This is a genomic window from Ensifer sp., assembly GCF_035999135.1.
In the GTDB taxonomy this organism is placed as follows: Bacteria; Pseudomonadota; Alphaproteobacteria; order Rhizobiales; family Rhizobiaceae; genus Ensifer.
Window position 1 is genome coordinate 35,360 of sequence record NZ_DASYGZ010000148.1, and the last position, 16,629, is coordinate 51,988.

13 protein-coding genes are annotated in these 16,629 nt (G+C 62.7%); 6 read left to right on the forward strand and 7 right to left on the reverse strand.

Going from position 1 to position 16,629, the window contains the following annotated elements:
• Window positions 1–9: 9 nt before the first annotated feature.
• Complete coding sequence (locus tag VGO12_RS19545) at window positions 10–387, reverse strand: cupin domain-containing protein (protein WP_327514420.1); 378 nt, start codon at window positions 385–387, stop codon at window positions 10–12.
• A gap of 374 nt (window positions 388–761) precedes the next feature.
• On the opposite strand from VGO12_RS19545, the gene VGO12_RS19550 reads away from it, so the two are divergent.
• The gene (locus tag VGO12_RS19550) at window positions 762–1,649 is read left to right on the forward strand and encodes a helix-turn-helix transcriptional regulator (protein WP_327514421.1); all 888 of its coding nucleotides are present in this window, start codon (window positions 762–764) and stop codon (window positions 1,647–1,649) included.
• Between the two features lie 63 nt (window positions 1,650–1,712).
• Here VGO12_RS19550 and VGO12_RS19555 read toward each other — a convergent pair whose 3' ends face one another.
• Genes VGO12_RS19555 through VGO12_RS19570 form a run of 4 tightly spaced genes read right to left on the reverse strand, consistent with a single transcriptional unit; the run spans window position 1,713 to window position 5,633 of the window.
• Window positions 1,713–2,507, reverse strand: a complete 795-nt coding sequence (locus VGO12_RS19555; protein ID WP_327514422.1) for an ABC transporter permease — start codon at window positions 2,505–2,507, stop codon at window positions 1,713–1,715.
• Window positions 2,508–2,517: 10 nt separating this feature from the next.
• The gene (locus tag VGO12_RS19560) at window positions 2,518–3,420 is read right to left on the reverse strand and encodes an ABC transporter permease subunit (RefSeq protein ID WP_327514423.1); all 903 of its coding nucleotides are present in this window, start codon (window positions 3,418–3,420) and stop codon (window positions 2,518–2,520) included.
• Between the two features lie 9 nt (window positions 3,421–3,429).
• On the reverse strand, window positions 3,430–4,497 hold the full coding sequence (locus VGO12_RS19565; protein WP_327514424.1) for an ABC transporter ATP-binding protein: 1,068 nt from the start codon (window positions 4,495–4,497) through the stop codon (window positions 3,430–3,432).
• Between the two features lie 29 nt (window positions 4,498–4,526).
• Window positions 4,527–5,633 carry an extracellular solute-binding protein gene (locus VGO12_RS19570; protein ID WP_327514425.1) on the reverse strand — a complete coding sequence of 369 codons (1,107 nt, stop codon included), beginning with the start codon at window positions 5,631–5,633 and terminating at the stop codon, window positions 4,527–4,529.
• Window positions 5,634–5,873: 240 nt separating this feature from the next.
• Between VGO12_RS19570 and speB the strand changes: the two genes are divergently transcribed.
• On the forward strand, window positions 5,874–6,827 hold the full coding sequence (speB, locus tag VGO12_RS19575; protein ID WP_327514426.1) for an agmatinase: 954 nt from the start codon (window positions 5,874–5,876) through the stop codon (window positions 6,825–6,827).
• A gap of 62 nt (window positions 6,828–6,889) precedes the next feature.
• Here speB and VGO12_RS19580 read toward each other — a convergent pair whose 3' ends face one another.
• Window positions 6,890–7,858, reverse strand: coding sequence for a DUF808 domain-containing protein (locus tag VGO12_RS19580; RefSeq protein WP_327514427.1), 969 nt, complete (start codon window positions 7,856–7,858; stop codon window positions 6,890–6,892).
• A 410-nt stretch (window positions 7,859–8,268) separates the two neighbouring features.
• Between VGO12_RS19580 and VGO12_RS19585 the strand changes: the two genes are divergently transcribed.
• The 3 genes from VGO12_RS19585 to VGO12_RS19595 are packed head-to-tail and all read left to right on the forward strand — an operon-like array spanning window position 8,269 to window position 13,284.
• The gene (locus VGO12_RS19585; protein WP_327514428.1) at window positions 8,269–8,877 is read left to right on the forward strand and encodes a TetR family transcriptional regulator; all 609 of its coding nucleotides are present in this window, start codon (window positions 8,269–8,271) and stop codon (window positions 8,875–8,877) included.
• Window positions 8,878–8,935: 58 nt separating this feature from the next.
• Window positions 8,936–10,096, forward strand: coding sequence for an efflux RND transporter periplasmic adaptor subunit (locus tag VGO12_RS19590; protein ID WP_327514429.1), 1,161 nt, complete (start codon window positions 8,936–8,938; stop codon window positions 10,094–10,096).
• Between the two features lie 26 nt (window positions 10,097–10,122).
• A complete protein-coding gene (locus tag VGO12_RS19595) occupies window positions 10,123–13,284 on the forward strand; it encodes an efflux RND transporter permease subunit (RefSeq protein WP_327514430.1) in 3,162 nt (1,053 codons plus the stop codon).
• A gap of 99 nt (window positions 13,285–13,383) precedes the next feature.
• Here VGO12_RS19595 and VGO12_RS19600 read toward each other — a convergent pair whose 3' ends face one another.
• Entirely contained in the window at window positions 13,384–14,529 is a 1,146-nt protein-coding gene (locus tag VGO12_RS19600) for a serine hydrolase domain-containing protein (RefSeq protein WP_327514431.1), read from the reverse strand.
• Window positions 14,530–15,011: 482 nt separating this feature from the next.
• On the opposite strand from VGO12_RS19600, the gene VGO12_RS19605 reads away from it, so the two are divergent.
• Complete coding sequence (locus VGO12_RS19605; RefSeq protein ID WP_327514509.1) at window positions 15,012–16,625, forward strand: ABC transporter substrate-binding protein; 1,614 nt, start codon at window positions 15,012–15,014, stop codon at window positions 16,623–16,625.
• Window positions 16,626–16,629 lie beyond the last annotated feature (4 nt).

The following is a 16,629-nucleotide window of genomic DNA, read 5'->3' on the forward strand; positions in this document are numbered from 1 at the left end:
GCGCTCACATCAGTTTGCAGCAGGGGCGGTGTAGAGGACGTAGACCTTGCGCATGGTCTCGATCACTTCGAAACGCACCTCGACGCCAGCCGGCAGGATGTAGCTTTCGCCGGCGGAGAAGGTCTCGACCGAACCGTCCGGATTGGTGATCGCGACCTTGCCGGAAAGGATGACGCTGTATTCGTTGCCATCGGGATAGGAGAGCATCTCCGCATAGGGCGTCGATTGCCAGGTGCCGATGACGACGGCCTTGTCGGGGCTTTCGAAGTGCACGTCTCCAAGCTCGTCGGCAAAACCGGTGAGGATCGCTTCCGGCGGGACGACGCTGCATTTCTCAAGCTCGCGCAGGCCGACACCGTTGCGCCCAAGTTTGATGACCTTCGACATGTTTACTCCAGTTCTCAATAGGCCAACGGTGGGGACGCCCCCGCGCCGCTCGCCTTCAATGTTGCGTTTGACTCGGAACGGCTTTTCGTCCGGATCGCCCGGACGGTCCTTCCCGCTTCACCTGCCGCCGCTTCAGCGTCCGGCCTGCCTTGTTTTCTAGGGGGGTGTGCCGGCGTCCGGAATACGCCAAAGGGCTAGGTTCAATAGCTGGAACATGGCGTCGGCATCTGGGCAGATCCCTTGTTTTCCAGCGCTTCCGACATGTTTGCGGTGGTTTTGTGCGGACAAAATTCAGTTTTGGAAATCCCGTAGTGAAATTCCGTTACTTGCGACGAAATAAACCTTCGCCTAATGTACCCGCGGAGGAGAACATCATGGACGACAACACGATCATCAAGCTCGGCAAGGCCGGCCAGCCATCGTCGGGGATGGGCGATCTGGCGCTTTCGCTGATGACGAGCGTCGGCTGCGCCGATTTCCAGGATCGCATGGCCGAAACGCTCAAGCGGCATATCGCCGTCGACGCGGGCCTGATGCTGCTCTATCGGCGCGGTGCGGCGCCGAAGATCCTGTTCAACGACTGGCGCACGGACAAGGGGCTTTCGGACATTCGCGCCTATCTCCAGGGGCCCTATCAGATGGACCCGTTCTACCGGCTGGCGCTCGACAATGGGGATGACGGCCTCTATCGCCTCAGGCAGATCGATCCGTCCTACGATCGTTCGCAATATTATCGCGACTATTATCGCCATTCCGGCCTACACGACGAATTCAATGTCTTCGTCAGCATCGATGCCGACACCAAGATTGCGATCTCGCTCGCAAGGCGCCACGCGCACGCCGCCTTCAGCCCCGAAGACCAGGACTTCCTGCAGTCCGCCGCACCGCTTCTCAGCATGGCCGTGCTCAGGCACTTCCGTGATCTGCGGCCCGAGAGCCTCGGCGATGACGATGGTTCGCCGTTGCAGAGCGCGCTGGCGCAGGCGATCCGCAACTTTGGCCGCAGCCTTTTGACCGACCGCGAGTGCCAGGTCGCGCAAATGATCCTGCGGGGGTACTCGGTCAAGGGGGCCGCCGAGAAGCTCGGCATTTCGCCGGCGACGGTCAAGCTGCATCGCCGCAACCTCTACGCCAAGCTCGACATCACCTCGCAGACGGCGCTGTTCTCGTTGTTCATCGACGCAGTCTCTTCGGCGCGCACCGCCTTTGAGGATCCGCTTTCGACCTACCTTGCGCCCGGCACGGGCCGTACCCCGCATTGACGCCAGCCCGTTGCGCATCTGCGTGGCGCTTCGCATTTCTCATCCGGCCTGACGCACCGCCCTTCAGGCGGTGCGTTCTGCTTTTTCGGAGCGCCGTGAAACCAGTTGCGCGCCGACAAGCCCGAGCACGACAACGCCGAGGATGATCGTCGAGATCGCGTTGATCTCCGGCGTTACGCCGAACTTGATCTGTGAGTAGATCTTCATCGGCAGCGTCGATGCGCCCGGCCCGGTGGTGAAGCTCGATATCACGAGGTCGTCGAGCGACAGGGTGAAGGACAGCAGCCAGGCCGAAACGATCGCGGGGATCATGTTCGGCAGGGCGACGCTGACGAAGGCTCTGGCCGGCGGGCAGCCGAGATCGCGCGCGGCTTCCTCGAGCGAAGAGTCGAGTTCGACCAGCCGCGATTGCAGCACGACGGTGGCAAAGCAGAGCGTGAATGTGGTGTGAGCGAGCGTGATGGTGAGCGGCCCACGGTCGATCCCGAGCGTCACGAACATCAGCAGCATCGACACGGCCATCACCACCTCCGGCATCACCATCGGCGCAAGCAGCATGCCGTTGAAGAGGGCCCGGCCGCGGAAGCGCCTCAGCCGCACCATGACGACAGCGGCAAGTGTGCCGAGGATGGTGGCGGCGGTTGCCGAGACGGCCGCGACGAGGAAGCTGACCTTGGCACCCTCCACGATCGAAGGATTGTTGAGAACCGTCGCATACCATTGCGTCGAGAAGCCGCCCCAGACGGTCACGAGCTTTGAGCCGTTGAAGCTGTAGACGACGAGCACGACGATCGGCAGATAGAGGAAGGCAAGGCCGAACAGGATCGACAGGCGATTGAACCAGCTTGGTTTCGTCATGGCCATTTCCTCAAGTTCGGCTGCGTGATTGGCGCGACTGGAAGTAGACGATCGGCACGACGAGCAGTGCGAGCAGCACGATCGTCACGGCCGCCGCCATCGGCCAGTCGCGGTTGTTGAAGAACTCGAGCCAGATGGCGCGACCGATCATCTGCGTGTCGGCGCCACCCAAAAGGTCCGGGATAACGAATTCGCCGACGACAGGGATGAACACAAGCGCGCAGCCCGCGGCGACACCCGGCAGGCTCAAGGGGAAGGTGACGCGCCAGAATGCGGACACTCGCGAGCAGCCGAGATCGCGCGCCGCCTCGATCAGCGTGCGGTCGGCGCTCGCCAGGCTCGAATAGATCGGCAGGACCATGAAGGGCAGGTAGGTGTAGACGATGCCGATATAGATCGCGGTCTCGGTGTTGAGGATGCGCAAGGGTTCGGCGATCAGCCCAAGTTTCAGGAGAAGCGCGTTCAACAGCCCGTCGTTCCTGAGAATGCTCATCCACGAGTAGACCCGGATCAGCATCGAGCTCCAGAACGGCACGATCACCAGGAAGACCAGCAGCGACCGGGAGGAAGGCGAGCAGGACGCAATGCCGTAGGCGAGCGGATAGGCGATCAACAGCATGATGGCGGTCGAAATGGCCGCGACCTTGAGGCTGGTGAGATAGGCCAGCAGATAGGTGTCGTCGGTCAGGACGTAGAGGAAATTCTCGAAATTCAGCCGCAGGCTGAGGATCGACCCGTCCCAGGCGGTCAGGGGCTCGAAGGGCGGCATGCCGAGGCGCACGGTCGAAAGGCTGATGACGGCAACCAGCGCGAAGGGTGCCAGAAACAAGACCAGAAGCCAGGTATAGGGAATGGCGATCAGCAGGCGGCCGCCCCAGTTGACCTTCTTGGGTGTGGTCGTAACGAAAGACATCGCGACCTCCTATTCGGCCAGGAGGCGGCTTGCCTGCGGCGGCCAGCTCGCAAAGACACGATCGCCGATCGCAAGGTCGCTCTCTGCGCCGTGGTTGACCCGGCGCGCATCGAGCGTCGCACCGGTCTTCAGGCGGACCCGGTAGTGCCGCTCGACGCCGGTGTAGGTGAGTTGCTCGACAATGCCCTCGATGCCGTTGCCGGCGGTTGCCAGCTTCACCCGTTCGGGGCGCACGGAGACCCAGTACGGTGCGTCGAGCGCGATCCGGTCGGTAAAGGCGGCGTGCACATGGCCGCCCGCTTCGCCACTCTCGATCGAAAGTACATTACCGTCGCGCTCCGCCTTGCCGCCGGCAAAGACATTGGTCTCGCCGAGGAATTTTGCCACATAGCGCGATTGCGGCGTTTCATAGACCTCGGACGGCGTGCCGACCTGCAGCACCTGGCCCTGCTTCATGATGGCGATGCGGGTGGAAACGGTCATGGCCTCATGCTGGTCATGGGTGACGATGATGAAGGTGAGGCCGAGTTCCCGTTGCAGGCGTACGAGCTCGAGCTGGGTTTCGGTGCGCAGGTTCTTGTCGAGCGCGCCGAGCGGTTCGTCGAGGAGCAGAACCTTCGGTCGCTTGACGAGCGCGCGGGCGAGCGCGACGCGCTGGCGCTGGCCGCCGGAAAGCTGTGCCGGCTTGCGGTCGAGCAGCGCGGTCAGTTGCAGCTTTTCGGCCACTTCGTCGATGCGCTTCCTGATCTCGCTCCTGTCCAGGCGATCCTGCTGCAAGCCGAAGGCGATGTTCCTGCCGACCGTCAGGTGCGGAAACAGCGCATAGGACTGGAACATCATATTGGTCGGGCGCTTGTGTGCCGGCACGTCGGTGACGTCGGCCCCCTCCAGCCTGATGGCGCCCGACGTCGGCGTCTCGAAGCCGGCGATCATCCGAAGCAGCGTCGATTTTCCGCAGCCCGATGGTCCGAGAAGGGAGAAGAACTCTCCCTTCTCGATGCCGAGGTTGATGTTCTTGACGGCACTGACGACGCCATAGGACTTCGCCAGGTTCTCGATCGAAATATAGGATTGCACGGGATCTGGTCCTGCTGTTGACGGATCGCCTATTGGCCGGCCCTGAAGGCCGACCAGACGCGGGTGCGCTCGCGCGTCTGGCGCGGCGGCAGCGACTTGTCGACGAAGAGCTTGGAGCGGACTTCGGCAGGCGGATAGATGTTGGGATTGTCGCGGATGGCGGCATCGACCTCTGCTGTCGCCGCGGCATTGGCGTTGGCGTAAAAGACGTGATTGCTGATCGCCGCCACCGTCTTCGGCTCGAGGATGTAGTCGATGAAGGCGAGCGCCTGGTCCGCATCCGGCGCGTCGGCCGGGATCGCCATCGTGTCGAAGGAGATGATCGTACCTTCCTTCGGGATCGAATAATCCACGGTCACGCCGGTCTCGGCTTCCTCGGCGCGGGCAGCGGCAATGCCGGCGTCGCCGCTCCACATCAGCGCCAGGCACAGCTGGCCGGAAGCCATGTCGGCCACGAGCTGGCCGCTCTGCATGTGGCGGATGAAGGGGCGGAGCTTGAGCAGCAGCTCCTTTGCCTTTTCGAGATCATCCGGCTTGGTGGAGTAGGGGTCGAGGCCGAGATAGTTGAGCGCGATCGGGATGACCTCGTTCGGCGCGTCGACAATGCCGATGCCGCAGTCCTGGAATTTTTCCGCGACCTCCGGCTTGAAGAACATGTCGAGGCTGTTGGTGGGGGCGTCCGGCAGGCGCTCGGCGACGAGCTTGGCGTTGTAGGCGACACCGGTGGTCAGCCACATGTAGGGAACGAGGTACTTGTTGTCGGGGTCATGCTCGGCGACGAGCTTCAACAGGTCCTTGTCGAGGTTGCTGTAGTTCTTCAGGCTCGCGGGATCGATCGGCTTCAGGGCACCGGACTGAACAAGGCGTTCGCCGACCGTGGCGCTCGGAAAGGCGACGTCGAAGCCGCTGCCGCCGGCAAGAAGCCGGGTTTCGAGCACTTCGAGCGAATCGTAGAAATCCACCCTTGTCTCGACACCGGTTCGGGCCTGGAAATTCGCGATCGTGTCTTCGGCGAAATAGTCGGAGAAATTGTAGATGAACAGCTTGTCCTGCGCCTGGGCCGATGTCGAGGCCGCAAGGACGGCGAGTGATGCCGCGAACATGGAGCGCAGCGTGGCGCGAGTTAGGTTTTGCATGGTTCCTCCCAAGAGCTGCGTATTTTTGTTTTCGCCAAAGTGATTGGCGGGTCCTTTAAGGGCAACACTCCCTTTGGCTAGGTGCGGCCGGCGATGCGCCGTCGTACATGGCGATCGACACCTGCCTTGGCTGTTCAGACATGTTGGTTTGACGGCGATCGAAGTAAGATTCGATCGTCGGGCATTTCTCGGCCTGCAGCGCCTGATAGGGTTCCGGCGAAATCAAAAGGGAGAGCTTCGATGGAAGAGAAATTCAACCAGCCGCTCGGCGGCAACGACATGCCCCGCTTCGGCGGTCCGGGCACGATGATGCGGCTGCCGGCCGCTGCGTCGGCCGAGGGCCTCGATGCCTGCTTCGTCGGCATCCCCATGGATATCGGCGCGTCCAACCGTTCGGGAACGCGCTACGGGCCGCGCCAGATCCGCGCCGAATCCGTGATGATCCGGCCTTACAACATGGCAACGGGCGCTGCACCCTTCGAAAGCCTGCAGGTGGCCGATGTCGGCGACATTGCCATCAACACCTTCAACCTTCCGGCCAACATGGAGATCATCACCCGCAACATCGCGCAGATCCTCAAGCACGATTGCATCCCGCTGACGCTCGGTGGAGATCACACCATCAGCTATCCGATCCTGAAGGCGATCGCCGAGAAGCATGGCCCGGTCGCTCTGATCCATGTCGATGCCCATGCGGATATCAACGACACAATGTTCGGGGAGAAGATCGCCCATGGCACCCCCTTCCGTCGCGCTTTCGAGGACGGCTGCCTCAAGCCCGACCTGGTGTTCCAGATCGGGCTGCGCGGTACGGGCTATGCATCCGATGATTTCGACTGGTCACGGGACAAGGGTTTCACCGTCGTTCCAGCCGAGGAGTGCTGGCACAAGTCTCTCGTGCCGCTGATCGAAGGCATCCGCGCGAAGATCGGCAATCACAAGACCTACCTCACCTTCGATATCGACAGCCTCGATCCGGCCTATGCGCCAGGCACCGGTACGCCGGAGATCGGCGGGCTGACGATCATTCAGGCGATCGAGATCATTCGCGGTTGCCGCGGCCTCAATCTCGTCGGCGCCGACCTCGTCGAGGTCAGCCCGCCCTTCGATACGACCGGAACCACCGCGATTACCGCCGCAAACCTGCTCTACGAGATGCTCTGCGTGCTGCCGGGCGTGAAGTACAAGCGCTAGAGCCCTGAACCGGAGGGAGGTCGCCGGCGGCGGCCCTCTGTCCCCGGGGGGTCTCTCAACGACTAGCCCTTGGCCGGGCGCAGCCGGCTCCAGATCGGTGCGACGACATTGCCCATCACGACGATGGTGGCCGCTCCGACGACAATCGCGAGCAGTGCCTGGATCCCCGAGGTAACCACCCAGGCAACGAGCGCCGGAGCGACCGAAATCGCGTTGGCGACCGCTACGGCAAGGTCGTGGATGAGATGCTCGGGCCCCGCCTGGCCCAGTTGGGCCATGCCATGCACGAGAATGCTGCCGCCGACCCAGAGCATGGCCGCAGTGCCGATCGCGGCAAGGACCTTCAGGAAAATCGGCATGCCGAGCACAAGCCCGCGTCCGAGCAGGCGCAGCGGCGAGAGAGAGTTCCTGGCCAGCGCGACGCCGGCATCGTCGGCTTTGACGATCAGGGCAACCACGCCGTAGACGGCGAGCGTGATCAGGATGCCGACGGCCGCGAGAACGCCGCCCTGCATGTAGACGCCGGCGTCGGCGACCGTCGACAGTGTCAACGCCATGATTTCGGCCGACAGGATGAAATCGGTGCGCACCGCGCCCGCGACCTTCTCGTTTTCAAGCGTTGCCGGGTCGCTCGTCTTTCCGAGCACCGTCTCTTCATGGGCGTGGGCGGCATGCGGAAAGACCGCGCCATAAAGCTTCTCGGCCCCTTCGTAGCAGAGGTAGATGCCGCCCAGCATTAAAAGCGGCGTGATCGCCCAGGGCGCGAAATAGCCCAGCAGAAGCGCGCCGGGCAAAAGGAAGATGAGCTTGTTCTTGAGCGAGCCGTAGGCAATGCGCGCGATGATCGGCAGCTCGCGCTCGGGGCTGAGGCCGACGACATAGCGTGGCGTCACCGCCGCATCGTCGATGACGACGCCGGCTGCCTTTGCGCCCGCCTTTGCCGTTTGCGCCGCAACATCGTCGAGCGAGGCGGCCGCCAGCTTTGCAATTGCGGCGATGTCGTCGAGCAGGGCGATGAGACCGGTGGCCATGACTTGCGGATCCTCTTTTCAACAACAGCCCGGAAACGTGCGGCAGCAGAACCGCCGATAACCACCATGGCGTGTCAAGTCAACGGCGGCACGTTGTGTCAGGCGATACAATTTTCAACTGGTGGGCCGTGCGAAGCCGGCCGGACGGCTGCGCGCGAGGGGATGAAACGGGAGCCTTTCGAGGTCAATCAGAAGCACCTTCAAATTGTGGCAAAGGTTGATCTGGGCGTCGCATTCACGTGCCGGATGATGTCGCCCCGGAGACGCTGCTCGCCGCGGCGAGCCCCTTGATCCGGCTGCGTTTACCAAATGTGATCCCGGACGCACTCTCTGCCATTGACGAATGACATCTTTCGATTTACGACTGACGAAATACAAAATTCGTCAGTCGTAAATCGAAAGGCAAGCTGATGCCGGTGCTCAGCGAAATCGTCGCCGACCAGACGCGACAGGACAACATCACGCGCATTCTCGATGCTGCCGAGGGCCTGTTCCGGCACTTTGGTTACAGCAAGACCAATGTCGCCGACATTGCCCGCGAACTCGGTATGTCGCCGGCGAACATCTACCGGTTCTTCGCGTCCAAGACCGAGATCCACCAGGCCCTGTGCGATCGCATGCTCGCCAACAGCTATCAGATGGCCGACGAGATCTTCCGCCAGCCCGTCAGCGCGAGCGAGCGCCTGCGCCGTTATGTGCACGCTCAATTCCAGATGACGGTCGAGCTCATGCTCGACGACACGAAGGTGCACGAGATGGTGGTCGTGGCCATCGAGCGCGAGTGGCACTGCATCGACAGGCATATCAGCCGCATCGATGCGCGCATTGCCGATGTCATTCGCGAAGGCATCGCGGCCGGTGAATTTCGTGAGCAGGATGCCGATCTCGCGTCCCGCTGCTTTGGCGCTGCGACCATCTCGCTCTGCCATCCGCAGATGGTTGCCCAGTGTCTGAACAAGTCCGACCGCGTCGGCCCGGACGAGCTGATCGATTTCGCGATCAGGGCGCTGAAGGCCTAGCCGAAATACTCCCGTCACCGCGTTTCGCCGTGTCGGCCTATTTTTTGGGAGTGCGAATATGTTGATGCCTATTGAACGTCGCCGCCGTATTTCATTTTTTGCCACAGCAGCACTCCTGTCGGTCGTCTCGGTAACCCTTTCCGGCTGCTCGGAGGAAAAGACCGAGGCCGCCGCGGTCGTGCGCCCGGTCAAGGTCGTCGAAATCGCTGAAGCCGACAACGTGCGCCAGCTCAGCTATTCCGGCTCCGTTCGGGCGCGCGTCGAGATGAACCTCGGCTTCCGCGTCAACGGCAAGATCGTCGAGCGCGCCGCCAATGTCGGCGACCGGGTCAAGGTCGGCGATCTGCTCGCGCGTGTCGATGCCACCGATTACGAACTGGCGGTTCGCAGCGCCTCGGCCAACCTGGATGCCGCCGAGCGGCAAGTCGAGACGGTGAAACTCGTGCGCGATCGCGTCGAGCAACTGCTTGCCAAGAAGTTTGCCTCGCAGGCGCAGTTCGACCAGGCGGTGCTCACCTACAACCAGGCGATCGCCACGCGCGACGCGGCGAAATCGGCCCTGTCCCAGGCGAAGAACCAGGTGGCCTATACCAGCCTGTTTGCCGACAGGCCGGGGATCGTGACGTCGATCAATGCCGATGTCGGTCAGGTCGTCGGTTCCGGCACGCCCGTTGCTACGGTGGCCGTCGAAGGCGAAAAGGAAGTGCAGGTCGCGGTGCCGGAGACCGAGATCGCCAATTTTCGGGCCGGCCAAGCTGTGAAGGTCGGGATCTGGTCCGAGGCGGGTCTTATCCTCGACGGTACGGTGCGTGAGGTTGCCGGCAGCGCCGACCAGCAGTCGCGCACATTCTCCGTACGGATCAGTCTGCCGAATGATCAAAAGGTTCTGCTCGGAATGACGGCCACCGTGGAAGCGTCCGCCGACAATGGTGCGCCCTTCGTGTCCGTGCCCTTGAGTGCGCTTGCCAAGAAGGACGGATATCCGATCGTCTGGGTGGTGGACCGCGGCACGGAGCTTGTTCACAGCCGTCCCGTCACGCTCGCCGACTTTACCACCGACGGCGTGCGCGTCACGGAGGGCCTTGACGTCGGCGACCTCGTCGTTGCCGCCGGAACGCAGTTCATGACTGACGACCTCAAGGTGACGATCTCGAGCGCGACGGCTGCGACGCAGTCCGTCGCGACGACGACTGCCGAAGAAGCCCACCTCGTACGCTGACAGCCCCGAACCGCGGAACCGAGCCGATGACGACCTCCTCTTCCGAAGAAAAGCGGCCCTTCAACCTTTCGCGCTGGGCGATCGCACATCCGAGCATGGCGCGCTTCCTGTTCGGCCTCATCATTCTCGCCGGCGTCTTCGGCCTCATGCGCATGGGGCAGAAGGAAGATCCCGACTTCACCTTCCGCGTCATGGTCGTGCAGGCTTTCTGGCCGGGCGCTTCGATCGAGGAGATGCAGGATCAGGTCGTCAACAAGATCGAGCGCAAGCTACAGGAAACGCCGCATCTCGATTTCGTGCGCTCCTACACCCGTGCCGGCAGCGCGATCATCACGCTGCAGGTCGAGGGCGACACCAACGCGCAGCAGGTGGCCGATGCCTTCTATCAGGTGCGCAAGAAGGTCGGCGATATCGCCAGCGAGCTGCCGGAGGGCCTGCTTGGCCCCTACTTCAATGATGAGTTCGGCGATACCTTCATCACGCTCAATTCGCTGAGCGGCGAAGGTTTCAGCTATCCGGAACTGAAGAAATTCGCGATCCAGGCGCGCGACATGCTGCTGACGACGCCGGGCGTCGAGAAGGCCGTGATCATCGGCGACCAGCCGGAGAAGATCTATATCGATGTTTCCTCGCAGGCGCTTGCCGAACGCGGCCTGACGCTGAATGACCTGCGCAACACCATTGCCGGCCAGAACAACATCGACCCCGCCGGTGCCATTGACACGGGTTCGCGCTCGGTGCGCATTTCGGTCGAAGGCAGTCTCGACAAGGTGGAGGACCTGAAGAACCTCGCGCTTCGCGCCGGCGGGCAGGTCACCCGTCTCGGCGATATCGCGACCGTGAGCGCCGGGCTCGAGGACCCCTACCAACGCAAGTTCCGCTTCAACGGGCAAGACAGCGTGCAGATCGGCGTCGTCATGGCCAAGGGCTTCAAGGTGACGGATGTCGGCAAGGCGGTCGAGGAAACCTATCGCCGCTTCGAGGCGTCGCTGCCCTATGGCGTCAAGGTCGATCAGGTCTCCAACCAGCCGGAGGTGGTGAAGGAAGCGGTCGGCGAATTCATGAAGGCGCTCGGCGAGGCCCTGGCGATCGTGCTTGTCGTGTCGTTCCTGTCGATCGGCTGGCGTTCGGGCCTGGTGATCGCGATCACCATTCCGCTGGTGCTCGCCGCCACCTTCGCCATCATGTACGAACTCGGTATCGACCTGCAGCGCATCTCGCTAGGCGCTCTCATCATCGCGCTCGGCCTGCTGGTCGACGACGCCATGATCGTCGTCGAAATGATGGAGCGGAAGCTGGAAGAGGGGCTCGTCAAGGTGGAAGCCGCGAGCTTCGCCTATACCTCGACCGCCTTCCCGATGCTGACGGGCACGCTGATCACAACGGCCGGCTTCATTCCGGTCGGCTTTGCAGCGTCGACCGCCGGTGAGTATGTGCGCTCGCTGTTTTATGTCGTCGGCATCGCGCTCGTCGTTTCCTGGTTCGTCGCCGTCTATTTCACGCCCTGGCTCGGCAATATGCTGCTGAAGCAGCGCAGCCACGCCGGCAACCATCACGACGTCTTCGATACGCGCTTCTATCGCCATCTGCGCACGACGGTAACCTGGGCGGTACGCCACCGCGTCATCGTGCTTGCAACGACGCTCGTCGTCTTCGGCGCCAGTCTCTGGGCCTTCCAGTTCATTCCAAAGAACTTCTTCCCGCAGTCGTCCCGCCCGGAAATCCTCGTCGATCTCTGGCTGCCCGAGGGCACCAGCATCAAGGAGGTCGAAAAGCAGGCCAAGGCGCTTGAAGCCCGCATGATGGACGACGAGGACAAGCGCTTCATCGCCACCTATATCGGCGAGGGCGCCCCCCGCTTCTTCCTGCCGCTCGACCAGCAGCTGCGCAATCCGAACTTCGCCCAGTTGCTTGTCATGGCCAAGGACGAGCCGGCCCGCGAGCGGCTGATCGGCAAGTTGCGTGGCATTCTCGCATCCGACTTCCCTTCGATCCGCTCCAAGGTCGATCGTCTCTTCCTGGGCCCACCGACCGGCTGGCCGGTGCAGATGCGCGTCATGGGCCCGGACCGCGAGGAAGTCAGGCGCATCGCCGATCGGGTAAAGGCGAAATTCCACGAGAACCCGCTTCTCGGCGCCGTGCATGACGACTGGCTGGAGCCGGTGCCGGGCATGAAGCTGGTGATCGATCAGGACCGCGCCCGCGCCCTTGGCGTCACCTCGCAACGTATCCGACAGATGCTGCAGGCGAGCGTGACCGGTGCGCCGCTGGACAACTTCCGCGACGGCGAGGAGACGGTGGCGATCGTCGCCCGCGAGCCGGCCGACAGCCGCAAGCTGCTGAGTTCTGTCGACTCGATCTACATCCCCACCGACTTCGGCGGTTTCGTGCCGTTGTCCCAGGTTGCCAAGGTCGTGCCCGTGCTCGAACAGGGCATCGAATGGCGGCGCGACCGGCTGCCGACGATCTCGGTGCGCGGCACCTTGCCTGACGGCGTGCAGCCGAACGACGTGGCGATGAAGATGTTCGGCGAGATGCAGTCGCTGCGCGACAGCCTGCCTGCCGGTTACTCGATCGCCATCCAGGGTGGGGCCGAGGATTCGGCCGAGAGCCAGGCCTCGATCGCCGCCAAGGCGCCGATCATGCTCGGCGTCATCGTCATCCTCCTGATGATACAGCTGCAGCATTTCGGCAAGGCGATGCTCGTGCTCGCGACCGGTCCGCTCGGCATCATCGGCGCGGCCGCCGCACTCTTGATCAGCGGCGCGCCCTTCGGCTTCGTCGCGATCCTCGGCGTCATCGCGCTGCTCGGCATCATCATGCGCAACTCGATCATCCTGGTCGACCAGATCGACCAGGACATTGCCGCCGGCATGGACCGGGCCGAGGCGATCATCGGCTCCGCCGTGCGGCGTTTCCGGCCGATCACGCTGACCGCGCTGACCGCGGTTCTGGCGCTGATCCCGATCTCGCGTGGCGTTTTCTGGGGCCCGCTCGCCTACGCCATGATGGGCGGCATCCTGGTCGCAACCGTGCTGACGATCCTGGTTCTGCCCGCCGGCTACGCGCTTTTCTTCGGACGCGAGCCGAAGAAAAAGGACGCTGAGCCGGAGAAGGCGGAGGTTGCGGCCGATACCGAAGACAAGGCTGCCGTCGTCCCTTATCCGCCGGCGATCGCAGCGGAGTAGCGCTGCGACCTGCCTGTCTATGCGGGCTTGTGTGGGAAATCGGTCGCTCGCTGCTTTCCCCCGCTCCCGCGCTAGGATCGGGTCGTTCGCGCCGCGCCGCTAGGCAGGGCACTGCGGGACTGTCGCCGGGTGCGGGAAGGTCGATGGCGTTGCTGCGAACCCTCTGAGATCGCCAAGCAGTTTGCGTCCGGTTCCCGTGAGCACGTTGCCGGCCGTACCGCCGCTGGTGTTGCCAAACACGAATACGCCGAGCCTGTTGCCGGGATCGAAAGCCATGTAGCTCTGGTAGCCGGCAAGGGCGCCGTTCTTGTCGAGGTATCCATTGCCGAGCTGCCAGCCGAGCCCCATCGACAGTGCGTTGTCGCGCGGATGGGGTTGCTGCGTCGTCCTGATCGCTGTGCCGAGCGAGCCTTCCGGCGGGCTGATTTCGGCCTCCAGGAAAGTCAGCATGTCGCTAAGGGTGGAGGACAACGCGCCGGCTCCGAGCCCTGCCGAGGTCATGTCCCACATGGGTGGAGACACCGGACGATACGCCGGCGATTGGCCCTCGTCGCTGTAGGTATAGCCCTCGGCGACCTGGGCGGCCACGCGCGCGTAATCCACCTGCGTCGTCGACATGCCGAGCGGCGCGGTGATCTTGCCGATGCCGAGGGCCGGCCAGTTCTGGTAGCTTTCGTCCCACGCGGCACTTTCGCTGCCGCCGGCATAGGCGTGCGACAGGAGCACGCCGAGAAGCCCGAAGCCCTGGTTGCTGTAGACCCAGTACTTGCCTGGTGCGTAGGCGGGCTTGAACGTCTCAAGGAACCGGTTCTCCGACGAAAACGGGTAGTTTCCGAAGGTCGGACGCGGGCCGCACATCCCGTCCGGGAAGCCGGCGCTGTGGGTTGCGAGATGCCAGAGCAGGATGTCGCCATGGGGCTGCTTGACCGTGACGCCGGATGGCAGCAATGCGCTCACATGGGTATAGGGCGTAACCGGGCCATCGGTCTCGCGGGCGGCCAGCGCCAGCAATGTCGCCGTGACCACCTTGGTGTTCGAGCCAATGAAGAAGACGATGTCCTTGGCCGCGACGACACCGGCTTCGTTGAGCGCAACAGTCCCGAAACGGTAGTAGTATCGCTCGCCGGCGAGCGTGACGCCGACGAGGATGCCGACCGATTTGTTCGGTTGCGGATTGTCGGGGGCGGCCACCAGTGGTGAAAACAGACGCTCGACAGTTTTTCCAACCACGTTCTGACTCAACATCGCAACGCTCCTTCGTGCCAAAATAATACACGCAATAGTAGTATAGCATGAAGACGGTTGCACGCTATACTGAGTTTCGCGGGGTCTTTCGCAGCGCCGCTCTTCAACGTGCCCGTGAGGCAGAGGCGCACGGTGATTCTCCGTGGTTTTCGCTTCGTCGAAGGAACCGCTGCCGCAAAATGGAGCGTCTTTACGCCCTGCCGCGTACGATTTCCGGCAAGTGGTATTCTACTTCGAAATACCACTCGGCCCTTCCCACCATAACTTTAGCCAAGGCGAAAAGACCCCGATTGACAGCGCGACTTTGACGGACTTATCGTTAAGTCAAATTACTTGACTTAATAGTTCGATCAACGAAACCTGAGGGGGAATTCGTCATGACGGCAGTCGAGGAAATGCGGTTTTCGGGTCCGGCTCGGGAAGCCGGACAAACAAAAACGAGGGCGGCGCCATGGCGTCTCGGGGCCGTCGCTGCGGCACTGATGATGGTGGCCGCCGCTGAGGCTCGCGCCGAATCCGTTCTCACCATGCACATCGAGGAACAGACGAGCTGGGTGCAGAATTTCAACCCGTTCGACCTTGGTGGACGTCGCCAGAGCACCATGGATTTCGTCTATGAGCCGCTGGTGATCTTCAATGACTACGACGGCGGAAAACCAGTGTGGCGGCTGGCGACCGCCTACAAGTTTGCCGACGACCTGAAGTCGATCACCTATACGCTGCGCGACGGCGTGAAGTGGTCCGACGGCAAGCCGCTGACCTCGGCCGACATGAAGTTCACGCTCGAGATGATGTTGAAGAACCCGGCCGTCGATACCGTCGGCGTCGGCGAAACGGTCGCCTCGGTGGAGGCGCCGTCGCCGACGGAAGTGAAGATCAATCTCAAGGACGTCGATACGCACTTCCCGGAATCTCTGGCCGATTTTCCCGTCGTGCCCGAGCACATCTGGAAGGATGTGAAGGATCCGCTCGCCTTCAAGAACGAGACGCCCGTCGGCTCCGGTCCGATGACCGAAATCCGCCGCTTTACCCCGCAGGTCTACGAACAGTGCCGCAATCCCAATTACTGGGACGCCGCCTCGCTCAAGGTCGATTGCCTGAAGCTGCCGCAGATCTCCGGCAACGACCAGATGCTGGCGCTGTTGCCCGAGGGCTCGATCGACTGGTTCGGCTCGTTCCTGCCGCAGATCGACAAGACCTATGTCGGCCTTGACGCTGAGCACAACGGCTACTGGCAGCCGCCGGCGGAAACCGTGTCGTTCCAGATGAACCTCAAGTCGTCGAACGCCGGCAACGCCGAGGCGTTCAACGACATGACCTTCCGCCGCGCCTTCAGCCTGGCGATGGACCGCACGTCGATGGTCGATATCGCCGGCTTCGGCTACCCCGTCGTCAACACCCATGCAAGCGGCCTGCCGCCGCGCTTCGACAGCTGGCGCAACAAGGCGGCTGAGGGTGCCCAGGACGAGTGGATGGCCTATAACATCGACAAGGCCAACAAGCTGCTGGACGACGCCGGCTACAAGAAGGACGGCGATGGCTTCCGCACCACCCCGAGCGGCAAGCCGATCGCATTCCCGATCATCGTCCCGAACGGTTGGACCGACTGGATCGACGCCGTGCAGATCGCAACCGAGGGCCTGCGCAAGATCGGCGTCAATGCCTCGGTCGCTACGCCCGAATACGAGCAGTGGCAAAAGCAGATTCTTGATGGCAGCTTCGAGGCGGTGATGAATTCGCGGGCCGACGGGCCGACACCGTTCCGCGGCTACTTCCAGTCGCTGTCGACAGCCTTTGGCGGCCGCATCACCAGCGCACCGTCGCGCTATTCGAACCCCGAACTCGACAAGGCTTTCGACGCCTACCGACGCGCGACGACAGACGAGGAGCGCAAGACGCTGTTCGATAAGGTGCAGTTGATCGTCGCTGACAACCTGCCCGTCGTGCCTGTCTTCAACGGCCCGACCTGGTACCAGTTCTCGACCAAGCGCTTCACAGGCTGGGTCACCAAGGACGAGCCGGTCATGAACCCGGAGGATCACGACAACAACCGGATGCGGCTGGTGCACCTGCTCCGCCTGAAGCCCGTGCAATAAGCGA

Excerpts from the sequence above, each read along its gene's own strand:
- VGO12_RS19545 (WP_327514420.1), bottom strand. The coding sequence starts at position 387 with ATGTCGAAGGTCATCAAACTTGGGCGCAACGGTGTCGGCCTGCGCGAG.
- VGO12_RS19550 (WP_327514421.1), top strand. The coding sequence starts at position 762 with ATGGACGACAACACGATCATCAAGCTCGGCAAGGCCGGCCAGCCATCG.
- VGO12_RS19555 (WP_327514422.1), bottom strand. The coding sequence starts at position 2,507 with ATGACGAAACCAAGCTGGTTCAATCGCCTGTCGATCCTGTTCGGCCTT.
- VGO12_RS19560 (WP_327514423.1), bottom strand. The coding sequence starts at position 3,420 with ATGTCTTTCGTTACGACCACACCCAAGAAGGTCAACTGGGGCGGCCGC.
- VGO12_RS19570 (WP_327514425.1), bottom strand. The coding sequence starts at position 5,633 with ATGCAAAACCTAACTCGCGCCACGCTGCGCTCCATGTTCGCGGCATCA.
- speB (WP_327514426.1), top strand. The coding sequence starts at position 5,874 with ATGGAAGAGAAATTCAACCAGCCGCTCGGCGGCAACGACATGCCCCGC.
- VGO12_RS19580 (WP_327514427.1), bottom strand. The coding sequence starts at position 7,858 with ATGGCCACCGGTCTCATCGCCCTGCTCGACGACATCGCCGCAATTGCA.
- VGO12_RS19585 (WP_327514428.1), top strand. The coding sequence starts at position 8,269 with ATGCCGGTGCTCAGCGAAATCGTCGCCGACCAGACGCGACAGGACAAC.
- VGO12_RS19590 (WP_327514429.1), top strand. The coding sequence starts at position 8,936 with ATGTTGATGCCTATTGAACGTCGCCGCCGTATTTCATTTTTTGCCACA.
- VGO12_RS19595 (WP_327514430.1), top strand. The coding sequence starts at position 10,123 with ATGACGACCTCCTCTTCCGAAGAAAAGCGGCCCTTCAACCTTTCGCGC.
- VGO12_RS19600 (WP_327514431.1), bottom strand. The coding sequence starts at position 14,529 with ATGTTGAGTCAGAACGTGGTTGGAAAAACTGTCGAGCGTCTGTTTTCA.
- VGO12_RS19605 (WP_327514509.1), top strand. The coding sequence starts at position 15,012 with ATGATGGTGGCCGCCGCTGAGGCTCGCGCCGAATCCGTTCTCACCATG.